We start from the raw sequence: 26,614 nt of genomic DNA on the forward strand, positions 1-26,614 counted from the left end.
GCGTTGCCGAGCGAGCCGGAAGTCCGTAGCAACCGGTTGCCGGCCGATGTGGTGGCAGCCATTCGGCGGCTGGTTTCCGATGGCGTTGTCGTCGAAGGCGGCGATCTCGACATCGCCGACCAGGACTTGTCGGTCGCCGAAGAACAATCCCTGGGCAACATCGTGCCGGCGCGGCGCCGCGAGTTTCGTGCCGGGCGCATCTACGCAAGGCAGGCTTTACAAGCTTTGGGCATTCCCGCCTGCATCATCCCGGTAGGGCCTGATCGGGTCCCGGTCTGGCCGACAGCTATTGCCGGCTCGATTTCCCATACAAATAGCCTGTGCGCTGTCGCCGTCGGGCTTTCCGCCGACTGGACTGGGATCGGCATCGACATCGAGGACGATTCTTCGCTGTCGGACGAGTTGACAAAGCTGGTGTCGCGAGCCTCGGAGCTGGAACAGCGGCAAGCTATTGAAAAGCAGCTGGGCTACGACCTGCCAAAGCTGCTGTTCGTGATCAAGGAAGCCTTCTACAAAATGCACTTTCCACTCCATCGGCAATTTTTGACGTTTCAGGACGTTTGTGTCGAACTGGATGTGGACAATCGCACTGCCCAAGCCAGGATCGTTCCATCAGACCGCCTCGCGGTGGTCGGCAACATTTGTTTCGAAGGCCGCTTCGACAGTGTTCACGGGACGTTGTTCTCATGTTTCGAGGTCGCCGCGCATTGACAGCCATGCTGTCAGCAAGCACTCACTGAACCCAGCATGGGCTCTTTGGACTGAACGGGTGGTTATTTCTGATCAACATCGATCCCGGAACCGGGATCTGATGGACACGATACGTGGCCATGTGGACCGGCATGCGCGATCGCAGCAGGTGGCTCTGGTGGCCACGGGCTGTGCGCCTCTCACCTATGAAGGGTTGGGGCGCCAGATTCGTTATGTCGGCGAAAGGCTGGCGCTGGAAGGCGTCGGGCCGTCGGACCGCGTCGCCTTGCTGCTGCCAGAGGGCGCGCAAGCCGCGGTAGCGATCGTGACGGTTGCCGCCAATGCGGCATGCGCTCCTCTGAACCCCGGATGGCCCGTCTATGAGCTTGAAGCACAGCTGGCCGCGCTGCGTGCCAGGGTGCTGATCGTGCCGCATGGCTGGCAATCGCCGCTGCTTGACGTCGCGGCGTCGCTGAACATGCGCATCCTGCACCTGCTTGCCGAGCCCGGCTTGGTGGCCGGGCTTTTCTCGCTGCAGGGCGAGGGTGGGGCGCATGGCGACGATCAGCCGTTGTCAGCACCACAGGGTGCAGCAACGCCGGACGATGCCGCGCTGCTGCTGTTCACGTCGGGCACGTCGGCGCGCCCCAAGCTGGTGCCGCTGAGCCAGCGAAACCTCTGCGTTTCGGCACAGGACATCGCCGCGGCGCTGGGCCTTGGGCATGACGACCGCTGCCTGGGTGTGATGCCGCTGTTTCATATCCACGGCATCAGCTCCCTTCTGGCGTCGTTGGTTTCAGGCGGCTGCTACATCAGCATGGCCGGTTTTTCCGTCGACAGCTTCTTCGGTTGTCTCGGCGAGTTCAGGCCAAGCTGGTATTCGGCGTCGCCGACCATTCATCGCGCGGTCCTCGATCAGATCCATCTGTGTCGCACCGACCAGCGCCAAAGCGGCTTGCGCTTCGTTCGCTCGGCTTCGGCACCCATGCCGTCGCAATTGATCGCGGATATCGAAGCCGTGTTCGACGTACCGTTCGTCGAGGCCTATGGGATGACCGAGGCGGCGCCGCAGATTGCGAGCAATCGCCTTCCTCCTTTCGAACGCAAGCCTGGCTCCGTCGGCAAGGCCGCGGGTCCGGAAGTCGCCATCATGGATGAGGCCGGGCATCTCCTGCCGCCCGGCGCCAGTGGCGAGGTGGTCATTCGCGGCGCCAATGTCATGCACGGCTACGATGGCGACCTTGCCGCCAACGAAACCGCGTTTGTCGATGGCTGGCTGCGGACAGGCGATATGGGCCATCTCGATGCCGAAGCCTATCTGTTCGTCACCGGCCGGTTGAAGGACACCATCAATCGCGGCGGCGAAAAGATATCGCCGACGCTGGTGGAGCAGGTCTTGCTCGACCATCCGGCGATCGAACAGGCGGTTGTTTTCGGCGTCCCGCATCTGGTGCTCGGCGAGACCATAGAAGCGGCTATCGTGCTCAAACCCGGGCAGGAGGCGTCGGCTCGGCAGATCCGTGGCTTTGTCGCCAAGCGGCTGGCTGGCTCGAAGGTGCCGCAGCGCATCGTTCTGGTGGGTGAACTGCCTGTCGATGCCAATGGAAAGCTCAATCGCCGGCATCTGGCCCTGGCGCTGGCTCCGCAGAACGGTCAATCCGATCGGTCGCAAGCCGGCGAGCCGGTTGCTCCCCGCACTGCCACCGAGCGCCGGGTGGCGGCGGTTCTGGCCGAAGTGCTGGGAAGCGAGCCGCCTGGCATCCATGACGACTTCTTCGATCTCGGCGGCCATTCGTTGACCGCGATGCAGGTTCTCGCCCGACTGCGGTCGATCTTCCAGGTCGAATTGCCGGTCGATTGCATGTTTGACAGCCCGACGATCGCGCGGCTGTCGCAGCGCATCGGCGAAGAGATGGCCAATCTCGTCGCGGACGGCGCGGCGCGGCTGGAACAAGGATCGGCGTCTGCATCCGGCGCGCGCATTCCCCACCGTCCCGATGGGGCGTCCGCGCCGCTCGCATCCGCACAGCAACGCGTCTATTTTCTCGACCGGATGGGCGCCGGCGGCGCCTACAACACGTCGGTCTCACTGTGGCTGACAGGTGCGCTCGACCAGCGCGCACTGGTGTTGGCGCTCGATGAAATTCGCCGACGGCACGACATCTTGCGCACCACCTTTCACATGCGCGACGGCGAGCCGGTGCAACTGGTTTCCGAATTTCGGCAAACCAGCATGGCGACGATCGACCTGACCGGCCTCGGGATGGATGCAGCCGCCGCCGAGGCAACGCGCCTTGCCGGCGAGGATAGCGCCGAACCATTCGATCTGGCGCAAGGCCCACTGTTTCGCGCCAGCCTGATCCGGCTGGCACCTGAAGAACATGCGCTGCTTCTGACGATGCATCACATCATCTTCGACGGCTGGTCGACCGGCGTCTTGCATGCCGAACTGAAGCAGCTCTACCAAGCATTTCGTGACGAGCGGGCATCGCCGCTGGAGGAACTGCCGCTTCAATACGGCGACTTCGCCTCCTGGCAGCAACGCGGCATCGAGACAGCGGAGATCGAGCGTCAAACCGGTTATTGGACCCGTCGGCTCGAGGGGTTGCCACCGGCCTGCACGCTGCCAAGCGACCGGTCTCGCCCGGCGACCCAATCCTATCGCGGCGGCACGCTGCAAACGAAGATCGACCGCCAGACGACGGACCGGTTGAAGGCCCTCGGTCGCAGCCATGATGCGACCCCCTTCATGATTTTTCTGGCGGCGTTCAAGACATTGCTCTTTCGCCACAACGACCAGCACGATTGCATCATCGGCGTGCCGATCGCCAATCGTCCGAGGAGGGAACTGGAACAGCTGATCGGGTTTTTCGCCAACACGCTGGTGTTGCGCACGACGCTTGCCGGCGACCCCTCCTTTGTTGAATTGCTCGGCCGCATCCGATCGACGGCGCTCGGCGCTTATGCGCACCAGGACGTCGCGCTCGAACGCATCGTCGAGCAGCTGAAGATCCGGCGCGATCCTGGCCACCCCCCGGTGTTCCAGATCATGTTCGCGTTTCAGAATGTTCCGGATGCGCCATTTCAGCCAATCGACAACTCAGCGGGATCTGCCTTCGATCTCGCGCCGGGCCTCGCGGCGCGGCCGCTGCGCATCGACAAGGTAGCGGCGAAATTCGACCTCACGCTGTACCTGTCGGAAACTCCGCAGGGGATGGCCGCGACCTGGCAATTCAACGCCGATCTGTACGAGCCGGCCACGATCGAGCGGCTGTCCCGTCAGTTCCAGGCTTTGCTCGAAGGCATAGCAAGCGATCCCGGGCAAAGACTGTCGCAACTGCCGCTGTTGCCCGAGATCGACCGTCGCCAGATCGTGATCGAGTGGAACCGCACGGATGCAGGCGAGCTGCTGGGGCAGGATTATGTCAGGCTGTTCGAGGCGCAGGTTGGACTTACACCCGGCTCCGTCGCCGTGCTCGATCAGGATCGGCAGTTTACCTACCGCGAGCTCAACGAGCGTTCCAACCGCTTCGCCCATTATTTTCGCAGCTGTGGTGTAGTCAGCGAGACATTGACCGCGATCTGCCTGCCGAGGTCTGCCGAGACGCTGGCCGTGTTGCTGGGTGTATGGAAGGCGGGCGGTGCATTTCTGCCGCTCGACCCCGACCATCCGCCGGAACGCATTGCCTTTATGTTGCGCGATGCAGGGGCGGCGCTGCTCATAACGGAAACTGCGCTTTTGCCGACATTCAGCGCGGCAACGGTGCAGACCATCTGCATCGACGCCTGCCAGCCATCTGTCGCCGTGCAGGACCCTGGCAATCCCGGTATCACCCCGATGGCAGATGCACTGGCTTACGTGATCTATACGTCGGGCTCTACCGGTAAACCAAAGGGCGTGATGATCACGCAGGCCAACGTCGGTCACTATGCTCAGGCGATGGTTCGCGCTGTCGCCATTCGTCCGGACGACATCTATCTGCACACTGCCTCTTTTTCGTTTTCCTCTTCGATACGGCAGTTTGCCGTCCCGCTGTCATGCGGCGCGGCAGTGTCCATCGCCTCGGCCCAGGAGATAGCTGACCCGCACTTGCTGTTCGAGACGGTGCGCCGCCAGCGCGTGACGGTGCTGGATCTTGTCCCATCCTTCTCGGCTGGTTGCCTGCAGGTCTTGATGTCGCTCGACCAATTCGTGCGGGCAAGACTGCTCGACAATCGGCTGCGGCTGATGCTGTCGGCCAGCGAGCCTTTGTCCAGCACGCTGGTCGAAAAATGGCGGCGCCTCTGCAAGACGGGGACGCAATTCATCAACATGTTCGGCCAGACCGAAACGACGGGGATCGTGACCGTCCATCCCATTCCGATCGAAGGCGAGGCGGCGGCGATGGTGCCGATCGGCCGGCCGATCGCCAACACGCAGGCCTATGTGCTGGACGCGTCCCTCAGCCCGGTTCCGGTTGGCATCAGCGGCGAGCTGTATGTCGGCGGCGCCAGCATAGGCCGCGGCTACATCAATCATCTCGAGGCCAATAATTTCGTGCCGAACCCGTTCAGCGCGGACGATGGCGATTGGCTGCAGCGAACCGGCGATCTGGCGCGTTATCGGCCGGACGGGATAATCGAAATAGCCGGACGCGCCGACGAACAGGTCAAAGTTCGCGGCTTCCGCATCGAACCAGGGGAGATCGAGGCCGCGATCCATGCGCATCCGGAGGTGCGCGAGTGTCTCGTCGGTGTTGTCGAGGAAGATGATGATCTGGGCGATGGCAAACGCCTGGTCGCTTTCGTTGCGGCCAAGGAGCCTGATGATGCGCAAACGCCCGCTTTGTCCCGGCGGCTGCGCGAATTTCTGCGCCAGCAGCTGCCGCACTACATGCTGCCTCAGCGCATTGTCGTTGTGGACCGCTTGCCGCGCCTGCCGAACGGCAAGATCGACCGGCGGGTCGCGATCGCCAGGCAAATTGAGGCGCTGGCCCGGTCGAGTGAAGGCATGCTCCCCACGAGCCAGACCGAACCACGCGGGGTGGGCCAGGCCGGCGCCGAGACAATACTGGCGCAGGTCTGGAAAAAAGTCCTGCGGCTGGACGAGGTTGGGCTGCACGACAACTTCTTCGACCTCGGCGGCAATTCCATCCTCAGTATCAACATAGTCGTCGAAGCCGGCAAAGCCGGTCTGGGCGTCGAGTTGCGTCAGCTCTACCAGCACCAGACGATCGCCGATCTGGCGCGCGCCATTGCTCGGGCGAGCCTGGGAAAGGCAGTCGCGACGGTCCCGGCAACAGCCACAAATCCAGCGAAAATCCTGGTGACGATCGAAAGCCTTCGCGCCTACGGCCGCGAAGCACTGACACGGGCCGGATTGACCCCTAGGGGTGCGGAGATCGTCACCGAAGTGCAGCTCGAGGCAAGCCTGCGCGGACAGCCGACGCACGACATGGTCAGCATCCCGCGCTATGCCTCGCGGATTGCTGCGGGCAAGATCAACCCGCGGCCGCAAATCCGCATCGAGCATGAGAGCGCCACCATCGCGCGCATCGATGGCGACAACGGTCCGGGCCAGTGGGTCAGCACGGTGGCAATGGACCTCGCCATCGAAAAGGCAAGCAAGGACGGCGTCGGCATTGTCAGTGTGCGCCGCTCCAACCATTTCGGCGCCGCCGGCCACTATGTCTGGCAAGCGGCCAGGAAAGGCCTGGTCGGTCTGTGCACAACCAATGGACCGCTGATCCTGGCGCCGACGGGCGGCGTCACGCCGACATTCGGCAACAATCCGCTCGGCGTCGGCATTCCCGCAGGGCGGCATTTCCCGATCCTTCTCGATGTCGCCATGAGCGTTGCGCCGCGCGGCAAGATCGGCCTGTCGGTTGCCGAAGGCAGTCCGTTGCCCGCAGGCTGGATCCTCGACCGTTTCGGGCGTCCTTCGACGGACCTCGGCGATCTCGCCGCCGGGCTCGGCGTGCCGATCGGCGGCCACAAGGGGTATGGCCTGGCCTTGGTCATGGAGGTGCTTGCCGGCGTGCTCAGCGGTGCCGGTTTTGGCGCCGACCACCATCAGGACAGGTTGCGTGAGGGCGCTCCCAATTACGGCCATTTCTTCATGGCGCTCGATCCGGAGCGGTTCATGCCGGCATCGGATTTCACCCGGCGTGTCGATCGGCTGATCGAGCAGACCAGGAACGGCGAGCGCGCCGAAGACGCCAGCGAAATCCTGGTTCCCGGCGAGATGGAATTGCGCACCCGCCAGCAGAGCCTGAGCGAAGGTGTGCGATTGCGCCCATCGACCTACAGGGCGCTCGTCGCCTACGCCCGCAGGGCCGGGCTCGACGCCGAACTGGATGTCGTCAGCGAAAACCAGCTCGCCGAGAGCCATGGCTGAGCCGGCGATGGCGTTCGACCGGGCCGAGCTGGATCAGAGCATCCCGGCACGCTTCGACAAAGTGGTGCGCGAACATGCCACGCACGTGGCGATCGGCGGCGTCCGGCCGTGGACATATGGCGATGTTGAACAGCGCGCCAATCAGTTGGCCCGGGCGATCCTCGACCGCACGCAGCAGGGGCGCGGATGTGTCGCCTATCTCGTCGACCATTCGCCTGAGATGGTGATCTGCGCGCTGGCGGCGCTGAAGGCGGCAAAGGCGTTCCTTTGCATCCACCCCGCAATGCCGCCAAACGCCCAGCGTGACATCGTCAGCGACGCAGCGCCGGATCTGCTGCTTGCCGATGCGGCGCACGCAACCGCTGCGCGCGAGCTGGTCGATGACGACAGCCGGCTTCTCCTGCTCGATGACATCGACGCGCGTTTCTCCGCGGATGCACTGCATGTTGCGGTCGCCCCTGGCGACCCCGCCGGGATCTTTTACACCTCGGGAAGCACCGGGCGGCCAAAAGGTGTGGTGAAGAGCCATCGCGCGGTGCTGCATCGGGCCTGGCTTTGTGCTCGATATGACGGGGTGAACGCGACGGACCGGCAGTCGCTTCTGACCTATTGCAGCTTCGCCTCATCGGAGGCCGACGTCTTCGGAGCACTGCTCAACGGCGCCACGCTGGAACTCTACGATGCCGCATCGCGTGGCCTCGGCGACCTCGGAGCGTGGATCGACGCGCGTCGCATCACGCTGCTTCATCCGCCCGTCATGCTGTTTCGCAAATATCTTGAGATGATCGAGGGCAGCGGCCTGCACCCCTCGGTCCGGCTGGTGGCGCTGGCAGGTCAAACCGTCATTGGCTCCGATATCGAGCAATGGCGCCATCGCTTCTCCAGGTCCTGCGCCTTGCGCCATCGCTTCTCCTCCACCGAAGCCGGCCATATTGCCGTGGCATCGGTGGCTCCGGGCGAGACACTTGCGCCAGGCACCGTACCGCCGCCGCGCGCGGTCGCTGACAAGTTTCTCCTGATCGTCGATGAACAAGGCCAGCCGGTCGAACAGGGAAGCGTTGGCGAACTCGTCGTTCGCAGCGCGTTTCTGGCTCACGGCTATTGGCGGCAGGCGTCCGAAACGGCGAAGTATTTCCGCAACGATCCCGATTTTCCCGACCAGCATCTGTTCCACACCGGTGACATCGGGCGTTTGTCGGGCGATGGCAGTTTCGAATTCATTGGGCGCCGAGACGACCAGGTGAAGGTGCGCGGCTACCGCGTCGAAACGCGGGAAATCGAGCAGGCATTCATGCTGCTTCCAACCGTCAGGGAAGCCGCTGTCGTCACCGAGCTTCGCCAGGATGCACACCAGCTTGCTGCGTTCGTGGTCATGAAGCAGGGCGCATTGTTTCGAGCCGAGGTCCTGAGGGCCGGATTGCGGCCGATCCTGCCGCAATGGAAGATTCCAGCCCGTATCCACGCGATTGAAACATTGCCGTTGACGCCGACCGGCAAGATAGACCGGCCGCTGCTCCTGCAGTATTTGCAAGCGCGCAGACCTGCCGAAACCAGCGAGGAAGCGACTGAGGGGAATGCGGACGGGTTGGCTGCAAGACTGATCAAGATATGGCAAGGGCTTTTAGGCCGCCCTAGCAACTGGTGACATCGGGCTCCGCGGCAGCCTCGCCGATCCCGAGGGGAAACCGCTTACGGGTCGCGGCCCACCTCGGCCGGTTCAACCCAGGGAGGAAAAAATGTCGATCAAGGTGATCGGAGCGGGCTTTGGCCGTACCGGCACGGATTCGATGCGCGAAGCGCTGACCATCCTCGGCCTGGGTCCCTGTCATCATATGTCCGAAGTCATCGCCAATGAGGGGCAGAAGCGGCTCTGGCGCGCGCTGGTGAAGGGTGCTGCGCCCGACTGGAGCGAACTGTTTGCCGGCTATGCCTCCTGCATGGACTGGCCGTCGGCGCATTACTGGCGCGAGCTGATCGAGGTCTATCCCGACGCCTCGGTCATCCTCACCTGGCGCTCGCCGGAAAGCTGGTGGCAGAGTTTCGAGAAGACCATCCTGGCCGGCATCAGCCAGCTGAGGGATGAGGAGGCGCTGGGCATTTCCTTGATCGCCAAGCAAGTCTTCGGCGGCAAGGCACATGATGGCGCGACCGCGATTGCCCTCTATGAAGCCAACGTCGCCGCGGTCATGACGTCAGTGCCGCCGGAGCGGCTGCTGGTCCACAAACTGGGCGACGGCTGGGACACGCTGTGCGCGCATCTGCGCGTTCCAGTGCCGGACCAGCCCTATCCCAATCGCAACGACACCAGGGAATTTCAGGCGCAATTTGGGCTGACCGGCGGCGCTGAGCAAGGCAGCGGCCCTAATACTCCTGCGCCGTCGGCCGGAACAGGATCTCGTTGATGTCGACGTCGTCGGGCTGGCTCATGGCAAACACCACCGTTCGGGCGAAGGAATCGGCCGGGATGGCCACCCGGTCGTAAAGCGCGCGCACGCCTTCTGCGACATCGGCCTCGGTGACGCTGTCCGGCAATTCCGTCGCCACCGCACCTGGCGAAATGATGGTGGTGCGGATGTTGTAGGGCTTCACCTCCTGGCGCAGCCCTTCCGAGATGACGCGCACCGCATGCTTGGTGGCGGCATAGACCGCGCCGCCCGGCCCGACCTTATGGCCGGCGACCGACGAAACGTTGATGATGTGGCCGCTCTTCTGCGTCTTCATGTGCGGTAGGGCAGCGGCGATGCCATAGAGCACGCCCTTGATGTTGACGTCGATCATCCGGTCCCAGTCCTCGACTTTGCCGCGCTCCAGCGGTGAGTGCGGCATCAGCCCGGCATTGTTGATGATGACGTCGACCCGGCCATGCACCTTCACCGCATGGTTGACGAGACGCCGGACCTGATCGACATCGGTGACGTCGGTCTGCAGGATAGCGTCCTTGCCGAGTGAAAGCTCAGTTGCCAGCGCCTGCAAGCGATCGAGACGTCGCGCGCCCAGCACGAGTTTCGCGCCTTCTTTCGCCAGCAGCCGTGCGGCGGCTTCGCCAAGCCCGCTGCTGGCGCCGGTGATGACGACGACCTTGTTTTCGATACCTTGTGCCATGACTCTACCCTTCTGATTTCGTCGCGATCAGCGGTCGATCCTTGCCGCCTGCTGCGGAGAATAGCGCTCTCCCTGCACGGCAATCGCCGAGACCGCGTTTTCGATGTTGGCAAGATCGTCCACCGTCAGCGCAACGGCAGCCGAGCCGATGTTCTCCTCGACGCGGTTGAGCTTCGTTGTGCCGGGGATCGGAACGATCCAGGCTTTTTGCGCCAGCAGCCAGGCAAGCGCGACCTGCGCCGGGGTCGCCTTCTTCTCGGTCGCGATCGCGCCGATCGCATCGACCAGAACCTGATTGGCCTTGCGGGCCTCCGCCGCAAAACGCGGGACCGTGTTGCGGAAATCGTTACTGTGGAACGTCGTGTCGGCGCGGATGGCGCCGGTGAGAAAGCCCTTGCCCAAGGGGCTGAACGGCACGAAGCCGATCCCCAGCTCCTCCAGCACCGGCAGGATCGCCTCTTCCGGCTCGCGCCACCATAGCGAGTATTCGCTCTGCAGGGCTGCGACCGGCTGCACCGCATGCGCGCGACGGATGGTGCGTACGCCGGCCTCCGAGAGGCCGAAATGCTTGACCTTGCCTTGGCTGATCAGCTCCTTCACCGTGCCCGCCACATCTTCGATTGGTACGATCGGGTCGACGCGGTGCTGGTAGAGGAGGTCGATGCGATCGGTCCTCAATCGCTTGAGCGAAGCCTCGACGACGTCGCGTATGTGCTCCGGCCTGCTGTCCATGCCGCTGTGCCCGGCGGTGCCTGCAATGTCGATGCCGAATTTGGTGGCGATCACCACCTGGTCGCGGATCGGCTGCAACGCCTCGCCGACGACCTCTTCGTTCTTGAACGGCCCATAGACCTCGGCGGTGTCGAAGAAAGTGATGCCGCGCTCGAACGCCGCGCGGATCAGGCGGACCGCATCCGCCGTCTCCATCGGCTGCCCGTAGGACTGGCTCATCCCCATGCAGCCGAGACCGATGGCCGAGACTTCCAGACCGCTGTTTCCAAGTGTGCGTTTTTGCATCTCAATTCTCCTTCGGTGTGATCCGCACCGTTGCGGCGCGGGCGCGCGCCGCAATCATCGGCGCGAGATAAGGGCTCGCTGCGTATTTCGCCCGGTAGGCATCGTCGACGCGGTCGTTGATAGCTTCGTCGACCGACTCGAAGCCGACGTCCCTGGTCATACCGGCGGCGCTTATGCGACCGGCCTTTTGCCTGATCGCGGCCTGGTACCAGCGCGATGCCTGGCCATTGTAGCCGCGCACATAGAGTTCGCCGTCGGTCACGACCGACCAGATCCAGGTTGGCGTGCCAAGGGTCACGCCGTCATCGCGCAGCGGCGATATGTGCAGATCGTCGCTCGCTCCAATCTTGGCGAGCTCATTTTTCGACCACGTCATGTCCTCATCCCCTTCTTTCGGTGTCGGCCTGTTCGAAGACCTTGCGGGCAATGCCCACAGCCGTGGCTGCCGTCGGCCATCCGGCGTAGAAGGCGAGATGGGTGATGGTTTCGATGAGCTCGTCCCGGGTCACGCCGTTGTCGAGCGCTCGCTTCATGTGCCCCGGCATTTCATTGATACGGTAGCCCGAGATCAGGCTGGCGACAGTGATGAGGCTGCGGTCGCGCGGCGACAGGCCGGGACGCTTCCAGACGTCGCCGAACAGCACCTTGTCGGTATATTTGCCGAGGGCGGGCGCGATATCGGAGAACGGATTTTTGGGAACCGCTGGTGCATCGGTCATGATGGCTTAACTCCGTATTGTTCGTCGGTGACTTTCTCCATCCAGTCGACGACCTTGCCGTCGAGCGCTTCGGCGATGGCGATGTGGCTCATCGCCGTGGTTGGCGCCGCACCATGCCAGTGCTTCTCGCCAGGCGCGAACCAGACGATGTCGCCGGGACGGATGTCTTCGATCGGCCCGCCTTCGCGCTGCACCAGGCCGGCCCCTGAAAGCACGATCAGTGTCTGGCCGAGTGGATGCGTATGCCAGGCGGTGCGCGCGCCGGGCTCGAAGGTCACGGTGGCGCCGCCGACCCGGGCAGGCTCGCTGCCCTTGAACGGTGCATCGATACGCACCGATCCCGTAAAATAGTCGGCAGGGCCTTTGGCCGAGGGCTGCGAGCCGCTTCGCTTGATGTCCATGGCTCTGTTCCTTTTCGATGCCAGCGGAGATGGCCGCCGTCTTTGCTGGCGCGCGACGCTGCCCGATTTGTGATGGAGCCTATCTAGGGCCTGCGATTATTCGCGATTAGGTGCTATATCCGGCATGTACCTATGAGGAGAGTTCATCAATGCCGCGAGACAACCTGAATGAGCTCACCGCCTTCCTCGCTGTCGCGCGCGAGAGGAGTTTCACCAAGGCTGCGGCCAAGCTTGGCGTCTCGCAATCGGCGCTAAGCCACACATTGCGCGCGCTGGAGGAGCGGCTCGGCGTGCGGCTTCTGACCCGCACCACGCGCAGCGTGTCGCCGACCGAGGCCGGCGAGCGCCTGGTGCGCACGATAGGCCCGAGGCTGGACGAGATCGAAACCGAACTCGCCGCGCTCAGCGAACTGCGCGAAAAACCCGCCGGCACCATCCGCATCACCGCCGGCGAGCATTCGGCCGATGCGATCCTGTGGCCGGCCTTGGAAAGATTCCTGCCCGACTATCCCGACATCCGGGTCGAGATCATTGTCGACTACAGCCTGACCGACATCGTTGCCGAGCGCTACGACGCCGGCGTGCGGCTTGGCGAACAGGTAGCGCGCGACATGATCGCGGTCCGCATCGGCCCCGACATGCGCATGGCGGTGGTCGGTTCGCCAGCCTACTTTGCCACGCGGCCAAAGCCACGCACGCCGCAGGACCTGACGGACCACAATTGCATCAATCTGCGCCTGCCGACCTATGGCGGGCTCTATGCCTGGGAATTCGAAAAGGCCGGACGTGAGCTGAAAGTGCGTGTCGAGGGCCAGTTGGTGTTCAACACAGGCGCGCTGCGCATGAACGCGGTGCTGGCCGGCCTCGGCCTTGCCTATCTGCCGGAGGAGCAGGTGACGGCGCATCTGGCCGACGGCCGCCTGCTGCGGGTGCTGGCCGACTGGTGCCCGCCCTTTCCCGGCTACCATCTCTATTACCCCAGCCGCCGCCAGGCGACGCCTGCCTTCTCGCTGCTGGTCGATGCACTGCGCCATCGCGGCTGAGCCCAACCTTCGTTGGCCTTCGGCGAAATAATCGCACGTGCAGCGGATGCAGCGGCGGGGTCGGCGCGTTAGCGCGGGGTGCCGGTTGCGCTTTTCGGAACCATGCTCAGACATGCACGGTGCCATGCGACAGCTCGCCCTCGTCGCTTGAAATGAGGAAGGCGGCGGCGAGCAGGCCGACATAGAACAACCCGACCATGCACACCACATAGATGCCCGGGACCGGGCCCAGCTGCGCCACGCGCGCGGCGTCGAGGAATGACGCGCCGAAGCCGATCGGCGATCCTTCGCGCTGCAGGCTGGGCGTTGTGATCTTCAGCACCCAGGCCAGCATCAGGATCGTGTACATAAAAATGTATGTGCGGCGCAGTCGGCGCACCAGAGCCGCGCGCTGCGAGATCAGAAAGCGCGGCGATCGCAGGCCTTCACCAACGATGGCCAGCCAGTTGGAGGCGTAGTCAGGCTGCGGCGAGAAGATTTGGGCGAAATAGTAGCGCTCGAACTGGCGTACCCTGGCCCGGTAGACGTCGAAGAAGCGGTAGCGCCGCGCCTCGATCCACAGAAGCAGCGTGATCAAGAGCATGGCAAACAGCAGCACGCCGTGATGGGCGCTTGGCGTCGATAGCGAGACAGAGAGCATGGCGGCGACGACAGTGATTGCCCAGTTGCTGGTGCGGTCCAGCCGGTCGCGCCAGCCAGCCATGCGGGCGATTTCTGCGCGGTGGAAATGTGACATGGTGGTCGCGAGTTCCGATGAGGTGAGCTTCAGCGCAAACGCATCCGACACCCGCGGCGGCGCCGCCGCCTCGTCGGGCTTCACGGTCTTGACCTGCGACATTCCCCGCCACGCGCCTCCCTAACGCCATGGCCGGCCGAAACAAGCCGGCCTTCACCCCAATAGACGCAACGCGCGGCGGGCCGAAACGTTCCAGCCTCTTTCCTTGGAGGGGCTTATGCGCTCAGCCAGGCCCGCCCGGCTACGCGATCGAATGCGGTGCGCTAAGGGTCGCTTCCCGCGACCTTTTGCCGACGAGACCTGACTGCTTCCAGCAGTTCGCGCTCGCTGGTGCGAGCATTTCGAAAAATGGCCACAACCATCACCGCCAGGATTTCGGCGTCCGGGCCCAAGGGGTTGAGATGTTCATCCGCGCAGACCTGATCGAACACGTGTTCGCAAATAGCCAGATCGTGGGGGCTGAGGCAGGTGCGGTTGAAGCGCCCACGCGGCATTTGTGCGAACCTTTCAGGGCCCGCTGCCCGACGAGCCGCTGAGGCGATGGAATGCTCCAGCGATAATATCGTCGACAGTGTATTGCTGTGAGTTTACTCGTTTCCTGACGATTGAACGGTCAGAAGTCCCAAAATTTGCGCGCATTCACGAGCTTTATACTGACCAATGTTCATCAGCTGGTAGTAATCATGTCGCTTGTTTTCCGGGATATGAAAGCCACGCCTAAAATCGGCCGCCTCCTTCGGAGTTCGAGTGCAGCCGATTTTACTGGCTGTGACCTTCAAACTTGCCAGTGAGCATCCGATCTTGGCCGCAATATCCTTCAACGGCTCGTTGTTAATGTATCCGTCAAGAATTATCTTGCGACGAGCTTCGCTGTTGAGCTTTGCGTTCATTTCGACGGTCTCCCCAACTACGCTTCCACAATGCTCAATTATATATGCAGCCGGCTGAAGAGTGTCGTTAGCGTCGCATCCAGAAACTTATCTCGGAATGCATTTCTTGCTGTAGCCAGGGTGATCGCCTGCTCTGTCGACGCGAGTTCCGCTGCCGTCGGCAGCAGTTTCGGCTGTGGTCACCGAACGGCTTGATCCGGCTGGTTTGTCGATATCGGCCTCAAAGCCTTGCCAGATACCCGAGATAGACCACATGATTGCGAGGGGCATGGGCATAGCCGATTCGGATATGGCACCACGCGATGGACGCAAAAAGGCAAGGCAAGACCCCTGCGAAGCAGCCGCCGGAGCGTGATCGACGTCGTTGGCCGCGCGAAGCTCAACCTCATAACGAGTCAGCTTCGCCACTCGGGCCGGCGCTCCAGCCTTTGTCCTTTTCAACGCTCGAACTGGCACCAGAGGATCAATTCGCCACCTGGCAAGCGCACATGGCTCCGCTTGTCGAGGTCAAGTTGCCGGATGACAAGTCGCCGGACGATGGCTTTCCCGCCGACCACACGGCTTGGAACCTCGGTGGCATGCTGATCGTCCAACAGCACGCTCCGGCACATAGTTACATCCGTTCTGCCGCCAAGCTTCGGTCCAGTTCGATCGATCACTGGTATATCGCCTTGCCACGTACTGGCCGGTCGTGGACGGAGGTCGATCGCCGCGTTGCAGAAGGCCAGCCGGGCAAATTGGAGATCAGGTCGCTTGGCTATCCGTTTCGCGGGAGGACAACGGACTCCGAAAGTCTCTTTCTCTATCTGCCGCGTGATTTGTTCTCTGATGTGGCCGCAACCCTCGACGCGAAGAACAATTCAAGTCTGATCGGCAACTTTGCCAGCCTCTTGGTTGACTACGTCAACAGCATCGAAGCAAGACTGCGCAGTCTCACGGCCGAAGATCTGCCCCGCATCGTGCACGCAACACGCAGCATGATCATTGCCTGCCTCGCGCCGCCGGCGGAACATGCTGCCGCCGCCGAACAACTGGCGGGTGTCGCGCTGATGGAGCGAGCGCGCCGATACGTCCAAAACAATCTGGATACGCCTCATCTGACACCGGATTCAATGTGCCGGGCGCTGGGCGTATCGCGCTCTCGTCTCTATCAGTTATTCGAACCAAGCGGTGGTGTTCTCCATTACATACAAAGCCGCCGGCTTCTGGCAGCCCATATTGCGCTTAGCGATCCGGCGGACAGCCGGCGCATCGTTGAAATTGCCGAAGCCTTCGGGTTTAGTTCAGCCGCTAATTTCAGCCGGGCATTCAGCAAGGAATTCGGTTACAGCCCCCGCGAAGGCCGCACCACTGTGGTGTTGCCGCGCTCCGCCAACTCTGTTTCGCCTGCTGGGCACGAGAAGGCCTCTTCCTTTGAAGGTTGGCTCAGATCGCTCGGAAGCTGAGTACGGGATCGGCGATGGTCGAGCCGGGCGGCGATGCCGCCATCGGCGCGAACGTGGGCTGGCGGCAACCTGAAACAGCGTGGGCCAGCCAGGGACGGACCAGAGCGCCGCACCGAGAGCGAGATATGTACGCAAGGATAAGTATCTGGATGCGAAGCTAACGACATTCCGGCCTCGTCCGTAGATGTTCGCAATGGGTCTGGCGGGGGCTCGGCACAGGCGGCAGGCGTCCAGATAGCTGGGGTGTCGCTGCCTGTGCCGGCAACGCCTCCCGCTACGCGGTCAAAGGTGTCCGTCATTGAGTAAGCGTGGCAAGGTCAGCGGCGGCCGGCTGGAGTTCATTCCGCCGCAGATTCCGACTCTGGTCGAGCAACCGCCCGAAGATGAGGGATGGGTTCACGAGGTCAAGTTCGACGGCTATCGGACGCAGCTCATCATCGATCAAGGCGGCGTGCGTCTTTTCAGCAAGAACGGCCATGACTGGACGGCAAAATACTGGCCCATCGCGCTGGCAGTCGAGCTGCCATGCAGGGCTGCCATTCTCGATGGCGAGGTCATTGTAGCGGGCGAGCGGGGCGCTCCCGATTGCCCTGCGCTGGAAACCGCGATCTGGAATGAGCCGAGCCGGCTGGTGTTCGTGGCGTTCGACATCCTCCATCTCGATGGACGCAATCTTGCTCCCTTGCCCCTGCTGCAGCGCAAGCAGGCGCTGTGGCAACTGGTTGAGCCTGGCGCCGGCAAGATCCGGTACAGCGAGCATTTCGACGGAGATACACTGGCGATCCTCCGCACCATCGACAAGATGGGGCTTGAGGGCATCATCTCGAAGCGCGCCGACAGCCGCTACCGGAGCGGACCGTCGACCACATGGCTGAAGGCCAGTTACTTCGAGGAAGGCGATTTCCGCATTGCCGGGCGTCATTCGCGAGCCTGGCACGGCTCCAATGGCCCTGATGGCCACGCGTGACGGCGAGAGACGATATATCGGCAGCGCTGTCATCGCAATGAAACCAGTCAATTCGCCTCCGCCTGTGGCAGCGGGTCGAAAAGATGGCAGGCTCGCCGCCGAAGGATGGCGACAGGGCCAGCCAATGCGGCTACTGCGCTGGGGGGAGGGCTTAGAAGCGCGAACACGGACGAAACAGTGCGAAGTTTGCCGCCCGGCGGCCGGCAGGCCCTGTGCCCGCCGGCTCCCGTTCGTAGCCGAGAAATCATTTCTCTAGGCAGGTATCAGGACGGCGATCCGATGCACGCCGACCTCCTTGCTCGTATTCGTCGCCTCGTCAGTTTTGCCCTTGGCGCAAGTGTACATGTCGCCCGTCTTGAGCTTGAATTCCTTGTCCGCCTTCTTAATGGTGAATGCGCCGGAAGTAATGGTGCACACCATGTCGTTGTCCATAACGGTTTGAGGCGCGTGTGCTCCCGGCTGAAACACTACATCGACAATCGCGATGCTCTTGTAAGCGGGAATGTCGGCGTTCCCGGTGCCGACCTCCACCACTCTGACGCCGGGCGCAATCTCCTTGCCTTCCTTCGGGCCGTATTTCTTGGTCTTTGCAGATGCCGCCAGGGCGAACAAGGGCGATACCGCGGCAGCCGTCACACCGAGAGCAATTGCAGACCTGCGATTCATGGTTTTCATCGCATCCTCCCATTGTATTAGCCACGCACGAAAGTGCGTGATCAAAATATTTTAGCACAGACGCAAATAGGCCGCAGAGGATTCCGGAAGCGCGAGCCAGTACCGTGACAGCGGTCCGCCTCGCTTTTCAGATCGCAGCCGCCAATTCCGTCTGCTAGGGATGGTCTTCCGAGTTACATCCCTCCGCCGCAGCCGTCGGAAAGTCCCACACATCCACGATCTGCTTGCCGGTGAAGCCGTGCTCGTGGATCAGGTATTTCGCCAGTCCGCCATACACCTTCCAGCGCCAGCATGGACAGCAGCACGGGCCTTTCTCCTCGGAATTGGCCATTGCGTAGTCGTAGGCCATCTGCTCGTCGCCGCTGAGGTTCAGGTCGTAGTAAGGCATCATCTTCTGAGCGATGCCCGCCGGAATGACATAGGGATCGCTCGGGATCATCGCGATGTCGCGGTATTTGGCCAGGCCGTTCACCTGGTCGGCATATCGTTTCATTTCCATCGGGCTGCAACATGAGCCTGTAATCCGTGACATCGCAGGCAGGGTCGCGATCGACTCTGTAAACTTGGCCGAACAGGTGCTGTTGCCGTTCTGGCTGAGATCCTTGAAACGGGCCGCCAGGTCGTCCGTAGCCATAGCCTCGTCCTCGAATAGGCCAAGGGCCGTGGCGGCGCCGATTGCGCCGAGAACGACCGTTCGCCGGTTTGGGTTCGCCGTCATTTGCCGCTCCTTGCCTGCCGGATCAGTTTCTTCATCGTCTCAAGATCGGTAGCACCCGGAAAAATCTGATCGCCGACGACGAAGCCCGGCGTTCCGGTGATCCTCAGCGCCTGGGCCAACTCCGTGTTGCGGTCGATCAATGTTTGGATGTCGGGCTGCTGCATGTCGGTCTTCATGCGCTCGACGTCGAGCCCGACCTCGCCGGCGATCCTGAGTACGGCCGCCTCGGTCACCCTGGTCCGCGCACCGATTAGCGCCTTGTGAAAAGCGCCATATTTGCCTTGAAGTTGCGCCGCCAGCGCTGCCTTGGCCGCGAACAGGGAATCCGGACCGAGAATGGGAAATTCCTTGTAGACGATTTTGAGCTGCGGATCGTCGGCTGCGGCCTGTTCCATGATCGGCGCCATCTGCCGGCAATAGGGGCAATTGTAGTCGAAGAATTCGACCAGGGTGACGTCGCCCTGCGCGTTGCCGCCGACGGGGCTTTGCTTGTCGCGGAAGATGTCGTCGGCGCGCGACGCCAGCACCTGCTTTGCCTGGGCCGCCTCTGCTTCACGCTGACGCTGGTCCAGGCTTTGCAGTGCTTGCATGAGAACCTCAGGATGCGCCAGGATGTAGTCATGGATTTGCTGATCGAGCTGGTCCTGGGACATCTCGCCGGCCGCACGCGCCGATATGCCTTGCAAACCCGGATTGAGCAGTAGCCAACCTGTCAGCGTGGCAATAAGGAGCGTGCAGAGGATGCCGCCACGGGAAGGGCTTGCCTGTCTTGGCCTGATGAACATGTGCCTTTCTCCTTTTCTCGCAGTTGCCCGGTGCTCTCGCCTCAAAACAGGTCCCTCAACTTCGCCAGCCAGCCTTCGTCCGGCTCGGCGTGCGGGCGCTCGACATTGTTGGTCAGCGCGTTGACAAAGGTGACGAGATTGACGGGCGCGAAGTTCAGGCCGTGGAAATTCGCCCGCCAGCGTCCTTCCTTGTCGATCACATGGGTGACGATGCCATGCATCTGGTAGCCGTCATCGGTCATGCTGAACTTGTGACCGAAGGCTTCCGCCAGCTTGCGGGTCGCATCCTCCGGCTGATCGGGGGTCGTGGTCAGGAACAGCCAGTTGGCCGGGTCGAGTCCATGCGCCGGTCCGTACGCATTGAGCACATCTGGCGTATCCTTTGTAGGGTCGGTGGTGATGGTCACGAAGGTAACCTGATCCTTCATCGGCGCGCCATTCACCATCTTCTGGATCTCGGCGATCTTCTCGGTATGGAGCGGGCACACGTCTGGGCACGATGTGTAGATGAAATGAAGCACGACGACATTGCCGAGGAGATCGGCCGGTCGCACGGTGCGACCGTCGGCGGTACGCAGCGTGAAATCGGGCGCAGGCTTGTCGATCGGCTGGAAATATTTCTCGTCGTTCTGCAGCATGGCGTCGACATCGTCGAGCGAGTGCGCCCGAGCACCGTGAGTGAAGCCAGCGACCAGCGCCGCGAGCGCGACCAGCAGCACACGCGTCCATTCGTTCCAACTCGATTGGATGTGCATCGCTCATTTCCTTTCCGGGTTGGCGGCGATGCGGCCGCGGATGAAGTCGACCATATCGGGCGCATCCCATTCGGCCGACCCGATCAGCCGGCCGATTTCCTTGCCGTCACGGTCGATCAGCAAAGTCATCGGCAGGCCCACCGCGCCGAGCGTGAACATGGCCTTGGCCGAAGTGTCGATGTTGACTTCAAGGTGCTCTATGCCGATCTCGGTAAAGAATTTCTTGACGGCGTCGGGGCCCTTCCTGTCCATCGACAGCGCGACGACCTCGAAGCCCTGTCCGCCGAGTTTTGCCTGCAGCCGGTCGAGCGTCGGCATTTCCTTGCGGCAAGGCGCGCACCATGTCGCCCAGATGTTGAGCAGCACCACCCTGCCGGAATAATCGGCCAGCGTTCTCGGCTGGCCGGCGGCGTCCGTGAAGCCGATCTCAGGCACTGCAGCGGGCGTGTCGACAACCGCAAAGTTCTGCGGCGCCTCCGCCGCAGAAGCGGGCAGCGCCGCGGCGAGCAACGCGCCGAATATCGCCATCGTTACTCTGCTTATGACCATCGGGCTCTCACTCCGTCGCGTAGACGGTTGGCGCCTTGCCGTCCTTGGTGAAGGCGTAGATCGTCCAGGTGCCATCCTTTTCGCCGCCCATGCCGGGGGCGCCTGTCGGCATGCCGGCCAGCGTGATGCCGGTGATGGCGGGCCGTTCGGTCAACAGCTTCTTGACGATGTCGACCGGCACCAGACCGTCGACGACGTAGCCGTCAACCATCAGCGTGTGGCAGCCCTCAAGGTCGGCGGGCACACCTGCATCGCTGCTGATCTGCGACAGATTGTTGACCGGCTTGATGTCCACTTTGAATCCGTTGTGCTCAAGGTAGTTGGCGTAGGATTCGCAGCAGCTGCATTGCGGGTTCTTGTACATGACCGCCTGGATCGTCGCCGCGACTGCGGGCAGGGGCGTTGCGACAAGGGCGGTGAGGGCGACTAGGCGATAGATCAGTTTCATTTCAGTCTCCTTTGGGTAAGCGGTTCAACTTCATTTGACGCGGAGCACGGTCATCAGGCCGGCCATCTGGTGGTCGGCGACATGGCAGTGCAGCATCCAGTCGCCGGGATTGTCGGCGACGAAGGCGCATTCGATCGTGTCCTTGGGGGCGAGCAGCACCGTGTCCTGCCATTGCCGGTGTGGCACGGCCGCGCCGTTGCGCGACAGCACCAGCATGCTGAAGCCGTGGATGTGCATGGGATGCCACCAGGCGGTCTCGTTGCGGATGGTGAGGTGGCAGGTGGCGCTCCGTTCGAGCGTGAACTGCGGCGCCATGCCGGCGTGGCCGTCGCCGGTCATCGACATGCCGTTGATCGCCCAGGCGGCACCCCCGTTCATGCCGGGCATTCCCATGCCCATCATGCCGCCGACGCCCTTCAGCTTGCCGCCGCCCATCATGCCGCCCTGCAGCATGATCTCTTGGTGCACGGCGTTCGCGAGGTCCGGCGCGGGTAGCGGATTGCGCGGCAGGCCGACAGGCGCGTCGAGAGGATGGGCGCGCAACGGCGCCGCTTTGTCATAGGCGAGATTGGTCAGCGTATAGGCAAGGCCGTCATAGAAGTCGTCTATGACCGCGTGGCTGCTGCCGGGGTCACCTTGCAAGTCGAGAACGATGTCGATGCGCATGGCCGGCGCCAGCACCAGGCGGCCGTCCTCCGGCTCATGCGGGTCGCAGGGCTGGCCGTCGACCGCGACGACGACCGGGCGGTGGCCTTCGAAGCGAAGCGCCATCATGCGGGCCAGCGAGGCATTGGCGAGCCGCAGCCTGACGCGCTCGCCCGCCCTCACATTCTGATCGCCCGGCGCGGTGCCGTTGATGGTGATGAGGTTGCCGACGCGGCCGGACATCGACGCATCCATGGCGCTGCCGAAGCCGCCGGCGATCTGGCCGTCGGCGGCGAGTCGCCAATCTTGCAGCAACCAGAGCAGGTCGCGGTCGACGGCGACGGGCTCGGCCTCCTCGACGATGAGCGGGCCGGCAAGACCGCGGCCGAGTTGCACCAGGCTGTCGGCATGCGGGTGGTACCAGAAGGTGCCCGCGTCTGGCGGCGTGAACTCGTAGATGAAGCTTGTTTCCGGCTTGATGGGCGATTGGGTCAGGCCGGGCACACCGTCCATGGCGTTCGGCAAGCGGATGCCGTGCCAATGAACCGTTGTGTCCTCATCCAACCCGTTCTCGATGGTGATGCGGACGGGCTCGCCCTGCCGCAGCCGCAGCGCCGGCCCGGGGACGATGCCGTTGTAGGTCCAGACAGCGGTAGATTGGCCGTCGACGCCGTTCAACGGCGCCTGGCCCGGCGCAACCTTGATCTGGCGTTGGTCCACGGCCGAGGCGCGCGCGGGACGCAGCGAAGCGGACACGGCAGCGCCCGCCACTGCCGCGAGAAGCCCGCGGCGCGATATGGAATAATGGAAATCGTAATTCACCCTTCAACCCTTTGCGATCTCGATCGATGGCGGGCATGCCGACATCGAACTGGATTGCCATGCGTGCCCGCGGCGCTTCTTGCGCGCGCAGGCGATCAGGCGCCGGGGTCAGCCGTAAGACGGCTGAATCGGCGTCAGGCGCTGGGTCTGGGAGGGTATGGGTCGGGCAGGGAACTTCGCCCGTACGGGAACGGTGTGGGCAGCGCTGCCGGCTGCCGCAAGCGGGGAGCTGTCGTCATGGCAAGGCCCTGCGGCAGCACCGCAAACACGGGCGCGATGCAGGTCGGCGAACAGTGCATCGGATTGCCATTGTCACCGGCATCCTTGAGGCAGGCCTTGCAGTCGCCCTTCATGCCGACATCGGCCATCTTGCCCATGCCTGCACCGGCGGGCATCGCCATGCTGTCGTCGGCTGTCATTGTCATCGTTGCGGACATGGCGCTGGCTTGAGCGGCGGACAGGCTGAACCCGGCGGTCAGAAAGACCGCGAGCAGCATGACGAGCAGATGTTTTGGCGAAAGCCGGGCCACCATCCCTTTAGGCTGACCGCAAAGCGCGGCTTTTGCAAGTCCCAAGCCCGTGATCGCCAGCTGCTGCGACATCACGGCCGCTCGGCTTCGCTTGGCGTGAACTCGTCAACCCTGACAATCCTTGCCGCCGCACGACGCCGGCGGTCCTCCGGCACGCGCCTCCTGGACCGGCGGACACGGCACATCTCCGTACGAGCAGAAAACGCAACAGTATCCCGCCTTCAGCCGGAGCAACGTCCCGCAGCGTCTGCATTCGTAAAAGAACTGGCAAGCATCGACCGGCATCGTCTCGCTGGCTTGATGCCCGCAATTCGGACAGGTGAGGGTGGATGTGAGTTGCGTCATGCGGATCGCACCGGTTCAGCAATCAGTAGTGGCAACGCTCGCACCGACCATGACCGCGCCGACACAGGCGCGAGTGCATCGGCCTCCAGTGAGGTTATGCGTACATCACCATCTCACATGCTTTCCGCTAAGCACATAGCTGATCGGGCGAAAGCCTAGCCCTTGATGTCCACACTCGCTTTCGCGGCCGATACCAGCTGGATCGCGGGCCGCTCGCCGGGCGCGCCGCTCTTGGCGACGACGACGCGGTCGCGTCCTTCGCCCTTGGCCTCATAAAGCGCATGATCGGCGGCATTGGTGATTTCAGCCCAGCCCGCTCCATGCTCGGGGTAGGCGGCGACCCCGAACGAGACCGTCACGGTGCCCAGCGTGCGGCCGCGATGCGTCAGGTGAAGCTGCCTGATAGCCTGGCGCAGCGCTTCCGCCCGTTCGGCGCCTTCCTCGAGCGAGCATCCCGGCATGACGATGGCGAATTCCTCGCCGCCGTAGCGCGACACGACATCGCTGTCCCTGGCGTGCTCGATCAATGTCGCGGCGACCTGCTTCAAGACGAGGTCGCCTGCTTCGTGCCCGAACGTGTCGTTGAACTGCTTGAAGTGATCGACGTCGAGCATGAGGATCGTCAGCGGCTGGGCCGAGCGTTCCATCCGGCGCAGTTCGCGGCTGCTCGTTTCCTCGAGATAGCGCCGGTTGAACAGGCCGGTGTTCGGATCGCGGATCGATTGCTGCCTGAGCGTCTCGCGCAGCCGAAGATTGGCCAGCGCCAATGCCAGCGTGTCGACGACGCCGCGCAGGATCTGTTGCCGTTCAGCCAGCCACTGCGGTCTCTCGGCCGCATTCGGCTCGCACAGATGCAGGATGCCCAGCGTCTCGCCTTGCGCCGCCAGCGGCATGCAGACATAGCCCTTCTTGCCGTTCTCGGTGATATGGGCGCAGCGCGGCGTCAGCATGCCAGGGCCGGCGACATGCTCCTGGCCGCGTCTCAGGGCCCAGCAGTCTTCCGGCGCAAATTGCCCGACGCTCGACCGAATATCGCCCCAATGCGCCATTTCCTCGACCAGGTTGCGCGAGGCACTGGTCAAGTGGACGGTTCCGCTCAGGCCACCAAGGAACTCGGCCATGGCGGTGCCGACCACTGAAAACGCTTCGGGGAAAGTCACGCAGGCCTGCAGCAGCTCCCCAAGCTTGACCAGACGGGTCGTGGTCTCCGACTTCTCGTGCAGCTCACGGTTGAGCACCGCAAGCTGATCGGCACGCTCGTTGACCACCCCCTCGGCGCGGCGCAGCTCGCTGATGTCGCTCAGCGTCAGCACGAGACCGCCGTCGGACCTGCTGAGCGGACTGCAGCTCGCGATCACCGGCACATGCGAGCCATCCGACTTGGCCAGGCGCACTTCGCTTTGGTGCTGGCGGCCGGTGGTCAAGGCCTGCTCGACAGGCGACGCGCCGCCGGCGAACTCACCGCCTCTGGGATCACGCATTGTCATCACCGAGGCCCAGTCCTGCCCGACGATCTTGTCGGCGCGCCGTCCGATCATCGCCGCCGCCGCGGGATTGACGCTGGCGACGCGGCCATCGGCGTCCAGCACGGCAATACCTTCGGCCGCCGTCTCGACGATGTCCTCGGTGTGAGCTTTTGCGGAGGCAAGCTGGTCGGCCATCATGTTGAAGCCGTGCGCCAATTGCCCGAACTCGTCCTTGCGGGTGTGATCTATGCGCGTCATGGCATCGCCTTTTGCCAGCGATTGCATGCCTCGCATCATGTCGGAAAGGCCGGCGCCGAAACGGTTGAGCAGCAGCCATGCGAATGCCGTCGCTACCAGCATTGCGGCCGCCGCGCTGAGGCCAACCAGCCAGAGCATGTCGTTGGTGCGCTGTTCGGCGGCGCGCAGCAGGGGATCGTATTCCAGCAGCACGGCGCCGGCGATCGCACCCTCGGCATTCTGTATCGGAACGGCAAGTATCTCGTTTGCCTCATGGGCATCGGAAAACTTGCGCGGGACGCCGTCCGCCAGGGTCTGGCCGACTTCGTTATTGGGGTCGTGATCGAACTTCTCGCCGATCGTGTGTTCCTCGTCGGCGGCATGGGCGAGGAGGACCTTGTTGCGGTCGACGACCAGGAAATCCCTGAGCGAGCGATGGTGCTGCAACTCCAGGAATTCGCGCAGCGCGTCAGGCCGCTCGAGCAGCGAAGGCGAACCGTCGGATGATTTGAAGACGATGGTGTCGGCCAGTTCGCGCGCGACGTTGGTCGCTTCGGTCAATCCCAGCGAGTTGGTCGCTGCTTTCTGCGTAAAAATGGCAACGCCGCCAACCAGCCCGATCAAGGCCGCGGCGCTCACCATGCTGAGGATGATCTGGCTTCTAATGCGCATGACACGAATCCGCCGAGGATACCGGCATCCTATACGCTGGATCGAGCCTGTATTTCATTGTCTGTCTTTTATTACCAAATGCTTATCAACGTGCTAACGGCGAGCCCGAACCTTGTCCCGTCGAACGCGATTAAAGACAGGCGATTGCCGGCTCGTCAGCCGATGGCATGCCGAGGCCGCTCCTACCCGAAGCGGCCTCTTCGTGGGACTACCGCAGCCTTGCCGACCGTGGAAAATCCACCACCTCCGCCGGCCGTGTGTACTGGGCCGCAACGATCGCCTCGATCAACAGGTCGAGCGCCGCAAGGGCCTCGCTGCTCGTTTCGTCGTCGCCTCGCAGATAGTGGCAGGCCCGCTCCAGATGCAGCCGGGCGGCGGCAAAGTCGCTTTTCATTAGCTTCTCCTTATTGCCCGCCGTGCGCCGAACATGTGCGACTCGCTTTACCCGAAAGCAAACATCCACAGCCGCATTTGAATCGAATTGTCGCAGTGCCGCCGGCCGCGCGCGACCGTGCAATCGATGTCGCATGTAACCGTTATTTCGGGCAGAATGAGAGGCGCATGTCCTGCTGGTCGGCCGC

General features: G+C 63.0%; 26 protein-coding genes. 7 read left to right on the plus strand and 19 right to left on the minus strand.

Going from position 1 to position 26,614, the window contains the following annotated elements; all coding sequences use genetic code 11:
• Nucleotides 1-3: 3 nt before the first annotated feature.
• The 4 genes from H0241_RS24475 (at nucleotide 4) to H0241_RS24490 (ending at nucleotide 9,468) form a co-directional block, all read left to right on the plus strand.
• Entirely contained in the window at nucleotides 4-711 is a 708-nt protein-coding gene (locus H0241_RS24475; RefSeq protein ID WP_181060404.1) for a 4'-phosphopantetheinyl transferase family protein, read from the plus strand.
• A 100-nt stretch (nucleotides 712-811) separates the two neighbouring features.
• Nucleotides 812-7,066: a non-ribosomal peptide synthetase gene (locus H0241_RS24480; protein ID WP_181060405.1), complete on the plus strand. Its 6,255-nt coding sequence runs from the start codon at nucleotides 812-814 to the stop codon at nucleotides 7,064-7,066.
• On the plus strand, nucleotides 7,059-8,711 hold the full coding sequence (locus tag H0241_RS24485; RefSeq protein ID WP_181060406.1) for an AMP-binding protein: 1,653 nt from the start codon (nucleotides 7,059-7,061) through the stop codon (nucleotides 8,709-8,711). Before H0241_RS24480 ends, H0241_RS24485 begins: the two co-directional genes overlap by 8 nt.
• Nucleotides 8,712-8,802: 91 nt before the next feature.
• On the plus strand, nucleotides 8,803-9,468 hold the full coding sequence (locus H0241_RS24490; RefSeq protein WP_181060407.1) for a sulfotransferase family protein: 666 nt from the start codon (nucleotides 8,803-8,805) through the stop codon (nucleotides 9,466-9,468).
• Here H0241_RS24490 and H0241_RS24495 read toward each other — a convergent pair.
• From H0241_RS24495 to H0241_RS24515, 5 genes are read right to left on the minus strand one after another with little or no spacing between them, the layout of a single operon-like run.
• Nucleotides 9,428-10,168 carry an SDR family oxidoreductase gene (locus H0241_RS24495; protein WP_181060408.1) on the minus strand — a complete coding sequence of 247 codons (741 nt, stop codon included), beginning with the start codon at nucleotides 10,166-10,168 and terminating at the stop codon, nucleotides 9,428-9,430. The two genes, H0241_RS24490 and H0241_RS24495, sit on opposite strands and share 41 nt — an antisense overlap.
• A 27-nt stretch (nucleotides 10,169-10,195) precedes the next feature.
• Nucleotides 10,196-11,185 (minus strand): aldo/keto reductase, encoded by a 990-nt coding sequence (locus H0241_RS24500; protein ID WP_181060409.1) that lies wholly within the window; start codon nucleotides 11,183-11,185, stop codon nucleotides 10,196-10,198.
• Nucleotide 11,186: 1 nt separating this feature from the next.
• Nucleotides 11,187-11,561: a DUF2255 family protein gene (locus tag H0241_RS24505; protein WP_181060410.1), complete on the minus strand. Its 375-nt coding sequence runs from the start codon at nucleotides 11,559-11,561 to the stop codon at nucleotides 11,187-11,189.
• Nucleotides 11,562-11,565: 4 nt separating this feature from the next.
• Nucleotides 11,566-11,904: a carboxymuconolactone decarboxylase family protein gene (locus tag H0241_RS24510; protein WP_181060411.1), complete on the minus strand. Its 339-nt coding sequence runs from the start codon at nucleotides 11,902-11,904 to the stop codon at nucleotides 11,566-11,568.
• The gene (locus tag H0241_RS24515) at nucleotides 11,901-12,305 is read right to left on the minus strand and encodes a (R)-mandelonitrile lyase (protein ID WP_181060412.1); all 405 of its coding nucleotides are present in this window, start codon (nucleotides 12,303-12,305) and stop codon (nucleotides 11,901-11,903) included. The genes H0241_RS24510 and H0241_RS24515 overlap by 4 nt, the downstream gene beginning before the upstream one ends.
• A 149-nt stretch (nucleotides 12,306-12,454) precedes the next feature.
• Between H0241_RS24515 and H0241_RS24520 the strand changes: the two genes are divergently transcribed.
• Nucleotides 12,455-13,348 carry a LysR family transcriptional regulator gene (locus tag H0241_RS24520; RefSeq protein ID WP_181060413.1) on the plus strand — a complete coding sequence of 298 codons (894 nt, stop codon included), beginning with the start codon at nucleotides 12,455-12,457 and terminating at the stop codon, nucleotides 13,346-13,348.
• Nucleotides 13,349-13,454: 106 nt separating this feature from the next.
• Here H0241_RS24520 and H0241_RS24525 read toward each other — a convergent pair whose 3' ends face one another.
• From H0241_RS24525 to H0241_RS24535, 3 genes are all read right to left on the minus strand, one after another.
• Entirely contained in the window at nucleotides 13,455-14,186 is a 732-nt protein-coding gene (locus H0241_RS24525) for a DUF2270 domain-containing protein (RefSeq protein ID WP_235984450.1), read from the minus strand.
• 161 nt (nucleotides 14,187-14,347) lie between these two features.
• Complete coding sequence (locus H0241_RS24530) at nucleotides 14,348-14,578, minus strand: hypothetical protein (protein WP_181060414.1); 231 nt, start codon at nucleotides 14,576-14,578, stop codon at nucleotides 14,348-14,350.
• A gap of 93 nt (nucleotides 14,579-14,671) precedes the next feature.
• Nucleotides 14,672-14,974: a hypothetical protein gene (locus H0241_RS24535; RefSeq protein WP_181060415.1), complete on the minus strand. Its 303-nt coding sequence runs from the start codon at nucleotides 14,972-14,974 to the stop codon at nucleotides 14,672-14,674.
• Nucleotides 14,975-15,276: 302 nt separating this feature from the next.
• Between H0241_RS24535 and H0241_RS24540 the strand changes: the two genes are divergently transcribed.
• Nucleotides 15,277-16,419 carry a helix-turn-helix domain-containing protein gene (locus H0241_RS24540; protein WP_181060416.1) on the plus strand — a complete coding sequence of 381 codons (1,143 nt, stop codon included), beginning with the start codon at nucleotides 15,277-15,279 and terminating at the stop codon, nucleotides 16,417-16,419.
• A 298-nt stretch (nucleotides 16,420-16,717) separates the two neighbouring features.
• Entirely contained in the window at nucleotides 16,718-17,386 is a 669-nt protein-coding gene (locus tag H0241_RS24545) for an ATP-dependent DNA ligase (RefSeq protein ID WP_181060417.1), read from the plus strand.
• Nucleotides 17,387-17,638: 252 nt separating this feature from the next.
• Here H0241_RS24545 and H0241_RS24550 read toward each other — a convergent pair whose 3' ends face one another.
• The 11 genes from H0241_RS24550 to H0241_RS24595 all read right to left on the minus strand — a co-directional run bounded on the left by H0241_RS24550 (nucleotide 17,639) and on the right by H0241_RS24595 (nucleotide 26,427).
• Nucleotides 17,639-18,061 (minus strand): hypothetical protein, encoded by a 423-nt coding sequence (locus tag H0241_RS24550; protein ID WP_181060418.1) that lies wholly within the window; start codon nucleotides 18,059-18,061, stop codon nucleotides 17,639-17,641.
• A 154-nt stretch (nucleotides 18,062-18,215) separates the two neighbouring features.
• Entirely contained in the window at nucleotides 18,216-18,695 is a 480-nt protein-coding gene (locus tag H0241_RS24555; protein ID WP_181060419.1) for a hypothetical protein, read from the minus strand.
• A gap of 80 nt (nucleotides 18,696-18,775) precedes the next feature.
• On the minus strand, nucleotides 18,776-19,564 hold the full coding sequence (locus H0241_RS24560; protein ID WP_181060420.1) for a DsbA family protein: 789 nt from the start codon (nucleotides 19,562-19,564) through the stop codon (nucleotides 18,776-18,778).
• A 41-nt stretch (nucleotides 19,565-19,605) separates the two neighbouring features.
• The gene (locus tag H0241_RS24565) at nucleotides 19,606-20,319 is read right to left on the minus strand and encodes an SCO family protein (RefSeq protein WP_181060421.1); all 714 of its coding nucleotides are present in this window, start codon (nucleotides 20,317-20,319) and stop codon (nucleotides 19,606-19,608) included.
• A 3-nt stretch (nucleotides 20,320-20,322) separates the two neighbouring features.
• Nucleotides 20,323-20,847 carry a TlpA disulfide reductase family protein gene (locus H0241_RS24570; protein WP_235984451.1) on the minus strand — a complete coding sequence of 175 codons (525 nt, stop codon included), beginning with the start codon at nucleotides 20,845-20,847 and terminating at the stop codon, nucleotides 20,323-20,325.
• A 28-nt stretch (nucleotides 20,848-20,875) separates the two neighbouring features.
• Nucleotides 20,876-21,316: a DUF411 domain-containing protein gene (locus H0241_RS24575; protein ID WP_181060423.1), complete on the minus strand. Its 441-nt coding sequence runs from the start codon at nucleotides 21,314-21,316 to the stop codon at nucleotides 20,876-20,878.
• A 30-nt stretch (nucleotides 21,317-21,346) separates the two neighbouring features.
• Complete coding sequence (locus tag H0241_RS24580) at nucleotides 21,347-22,783, minus strand: multicopper oxidase family protein (protein ID WP_181060424.1); 1,437 nt, start codon at nucleotides 22,781-22,783, stop codon at nucleotides 21,347-21,349.
• A 134-nt stretch (nucleotides 22,784-22,917) separates the two neighbouring features.
• A complete protein-coding gene (locus H0241_RS24585) occupies nucleotides 22,918-23,385 on the minus strand; it encodes a hypothetical protein (protein WP_235984452.1) in 468 nt (155 codons plus the stop codon).
• A 33-nt stretch (nucleotides 23,386-23,418) separates the two neighbouring features.
• Nucleotides 23,419-23,658 (minus strand): GDCCVxC domain-containing (seleno)protein, encoded by a 240-nt coding sequence (locus tag H0241_RS35775; protein ID WP_235984453.1) that lies wholly within the window; start codon nucleotides 23,656-23,658, stop codon nucleotides 23,419-23,421.
• Between the two features lie 155 nt (nucleotides 23,659-23,813).
• Nucleotides 23,814-26,033 (minus strand): sensor domain-containing diguanylate cyclase, encoded by a 2,220-nt coding sequence (locus tag H0241_RS24590; RefSeq protein WP_181060425.1) that lies wholly within the window; start codon nucleotides 26,031-26,033, stop codon nucleotides 23,814-23,816.
• Between the two features lie 208 nt (nucleotides 26,034-26,241).
• On the minus strand, nucleotides 26,242-26,427 hold the full coding sequence (locus tag H0241_RS24595) for a hypothetical protein (protein WP_181060426.1): 186 nt from the start codon (nucleotides 26,425-26,427) through the stop codon (nucleotides 26,242-26,244).
• Nucleotides 26,428-26,614 lie beyond the last annotated feature (187 nt).

Source organism: Mesorhizobium neociceri, from assembly GCF_013520985.1.
Classification (GTDB): Bacteria; Pseudomonadota; Alphaproteobacteria; order Rhizobiales; family Rhizobiaceae; genus Mesorhizobium; species Mesorhizobium neociceri.

Excerpts from the sequence above, each read along its gene's own strand:
- H0241_RS24480 (WP_181060405.1), top strand. The coding sequence starts at position 812 with ATGGACACGATACGTGGCCATGTGGACCGGCATGCGCGATCGCAGCAG.
- H0241_RS24485 (WP_181060406.1), top strand. The coding sequence starts at position 7,059 with ATGGCTGAGCCGGCGATGGCGTTCGACCGGGCCGAGCTGGATCAGAGC.
- H0241_RS24490 (WP_181060407.1), top strand. The coding sequence starts at position 8,803 with ATGTCGATCAAGGTGATCGGAGCGGGCTTTGGCCGTACCGGCACGGAT.
- H0241_RS24495 (WP_181060408.1), bottom strand. The coding sequence starts at position 10,168 with ATGGCACAAGGTATCGAAAACAAGGTCGTCGTCATCACCGGCGCCAGC.
- H0241_RS24500 (WP_181060409.1), bottom strand. The coding sequence starts at position 11,185 with ATGCAAAAACGCACACTTGGAAACAGCGGTCTGGAAGTCTCGGCCATC.
- H0241_RS24505 (WP_181060410.1), bottom strand. The coding sequence starts at position 11,561 with ATGACGTGGTCGAAAAATGAGCTCGCCAAGATTGGAGCGAGCGACGAT.
- H0241_RS24510 (WP_181060411.1), bottom strand. The coding sequence starts at position 11,904 with ATGACCGATGCACCAGCGGTTCCCAAAAATCCGTTCTCCGATATCGCG.
- H0241_RS24515 (WP_181060412.1), bottom strand. The coding sequence starts at position 12,305 with ATGGACATCAAGCGAAGCGGCTCGCAGCCCTCGGCCAAAGGCCCTGCC.
- H0241_RS24520 (WP_181060413.1), top strand. The coding sequence starts at position 12,455 with ATGCCGCGAGACAACCTGAATGAGCTCACCGCCTTCCTCGCTGTCGCG.
- H0241_RS24525 (WP_235984450.1), bottom strand. The coding sequence starts at position 14,186 with ATGTCGCAGGTCAAGACCGTGAAGCCCGACGAGGCGGCGGCGCCGCCG.
- H0241_RS24530 (WP_181060414.1), bottom strand. The coding sequence starts at position 14,578 with ATGCCGCGTGGGCGCTTCAACCGCACCTGCCTCAGCCCCCACGATCTG.
- H0241_RS24535 (WP_181060415.1), bottom strand. The coding sequence starts at position 14,974 with ATGAACGCAAAGCTCAACAGCGAAGCTCGTCGCAAGATAATTCTTGAC.
- H0241_RS24540 (WP_181060416.1), top strand. The coding sequence starts at position 15,277 with ATGGACGCAAAAAGGCAAGGCAAGACCCCTGCGAAGCAGCCGCCGGAG.
- H0241_RS24550 (WP_181060418.1), bottom strand. The coding sequence starts at position 18,061 with ATGAAAACCATGAATCGCAGGTCTGCAATTGCTCTCGGTGTGACGGCT.
- H0241_RS24555 (WP_181060419.1), bottom strand. The coding sequence starts at position 18,695 with ATGGCTACGGACGACCTGGCGGCCCGTTTCAAGGATCTCAGCCAGAAC.
- H0241_RS24560 (WP_181060420.1), bottom strand. The coding sequence starts at position 19,564 with ATGTTCATCAGGCCAAGACAGGCAAGCCCTTCCCGTGGCGGCATCCTC.
- H0241_RS24565 (WP_181060421.1), bottom strand. The coding sequence starts at position 20,319 with ATGCACATCCAATCGAGTTGGAACGAATGGACGCGTGTGCTGCTGGTC.
- H0241_RS24570 (WP_235984451.1), bottom strand. The coding sequence starts at position 20,847 with ATGGCGATATTCGGCGCGTTGCTCGCCGCGGCGCTGCCCGCTTCTGCG.
- H0241_RS24575 (WP_181060423.1), bottom strand. The coding sequence starts at position 21,316 with ATGAAACTGATCTATCGCCTAGTCGCCCTCACCGCCCTTGTCGCAACG.
- H0241_RS24585 (WP_235984452.1), bottom strand. The coding sequence starts at position 23,385 with ATGTCGCAGCAGCTGGCGATCACGGGCTTGGGACTTGCAAAAGCCGCG.
- H0241_RS35775 (WP_235984453.1), bottom strand. The coding sequence starts at position 23,658 with ATGACGCAACTCACATCCACCCTCACCTGTCCGAATTGCGGGCATCAA.
- H0241_RS24590 (WP_181060425.1), bottom strand. The coding sequence starts at position 26,033 with ATGCGCATTAGAAGCCAGATCATCCTCAGCATGGTGAGCGCCGCGGCC.
- H0241_RS24595 (WP_181060426.1), bottom strand. The coding sequence starts at position 26,427 with ATGAAAAGCGACTTTGCCGCCGCCCGGCTGCATCTGGAGCGGGCCTGC.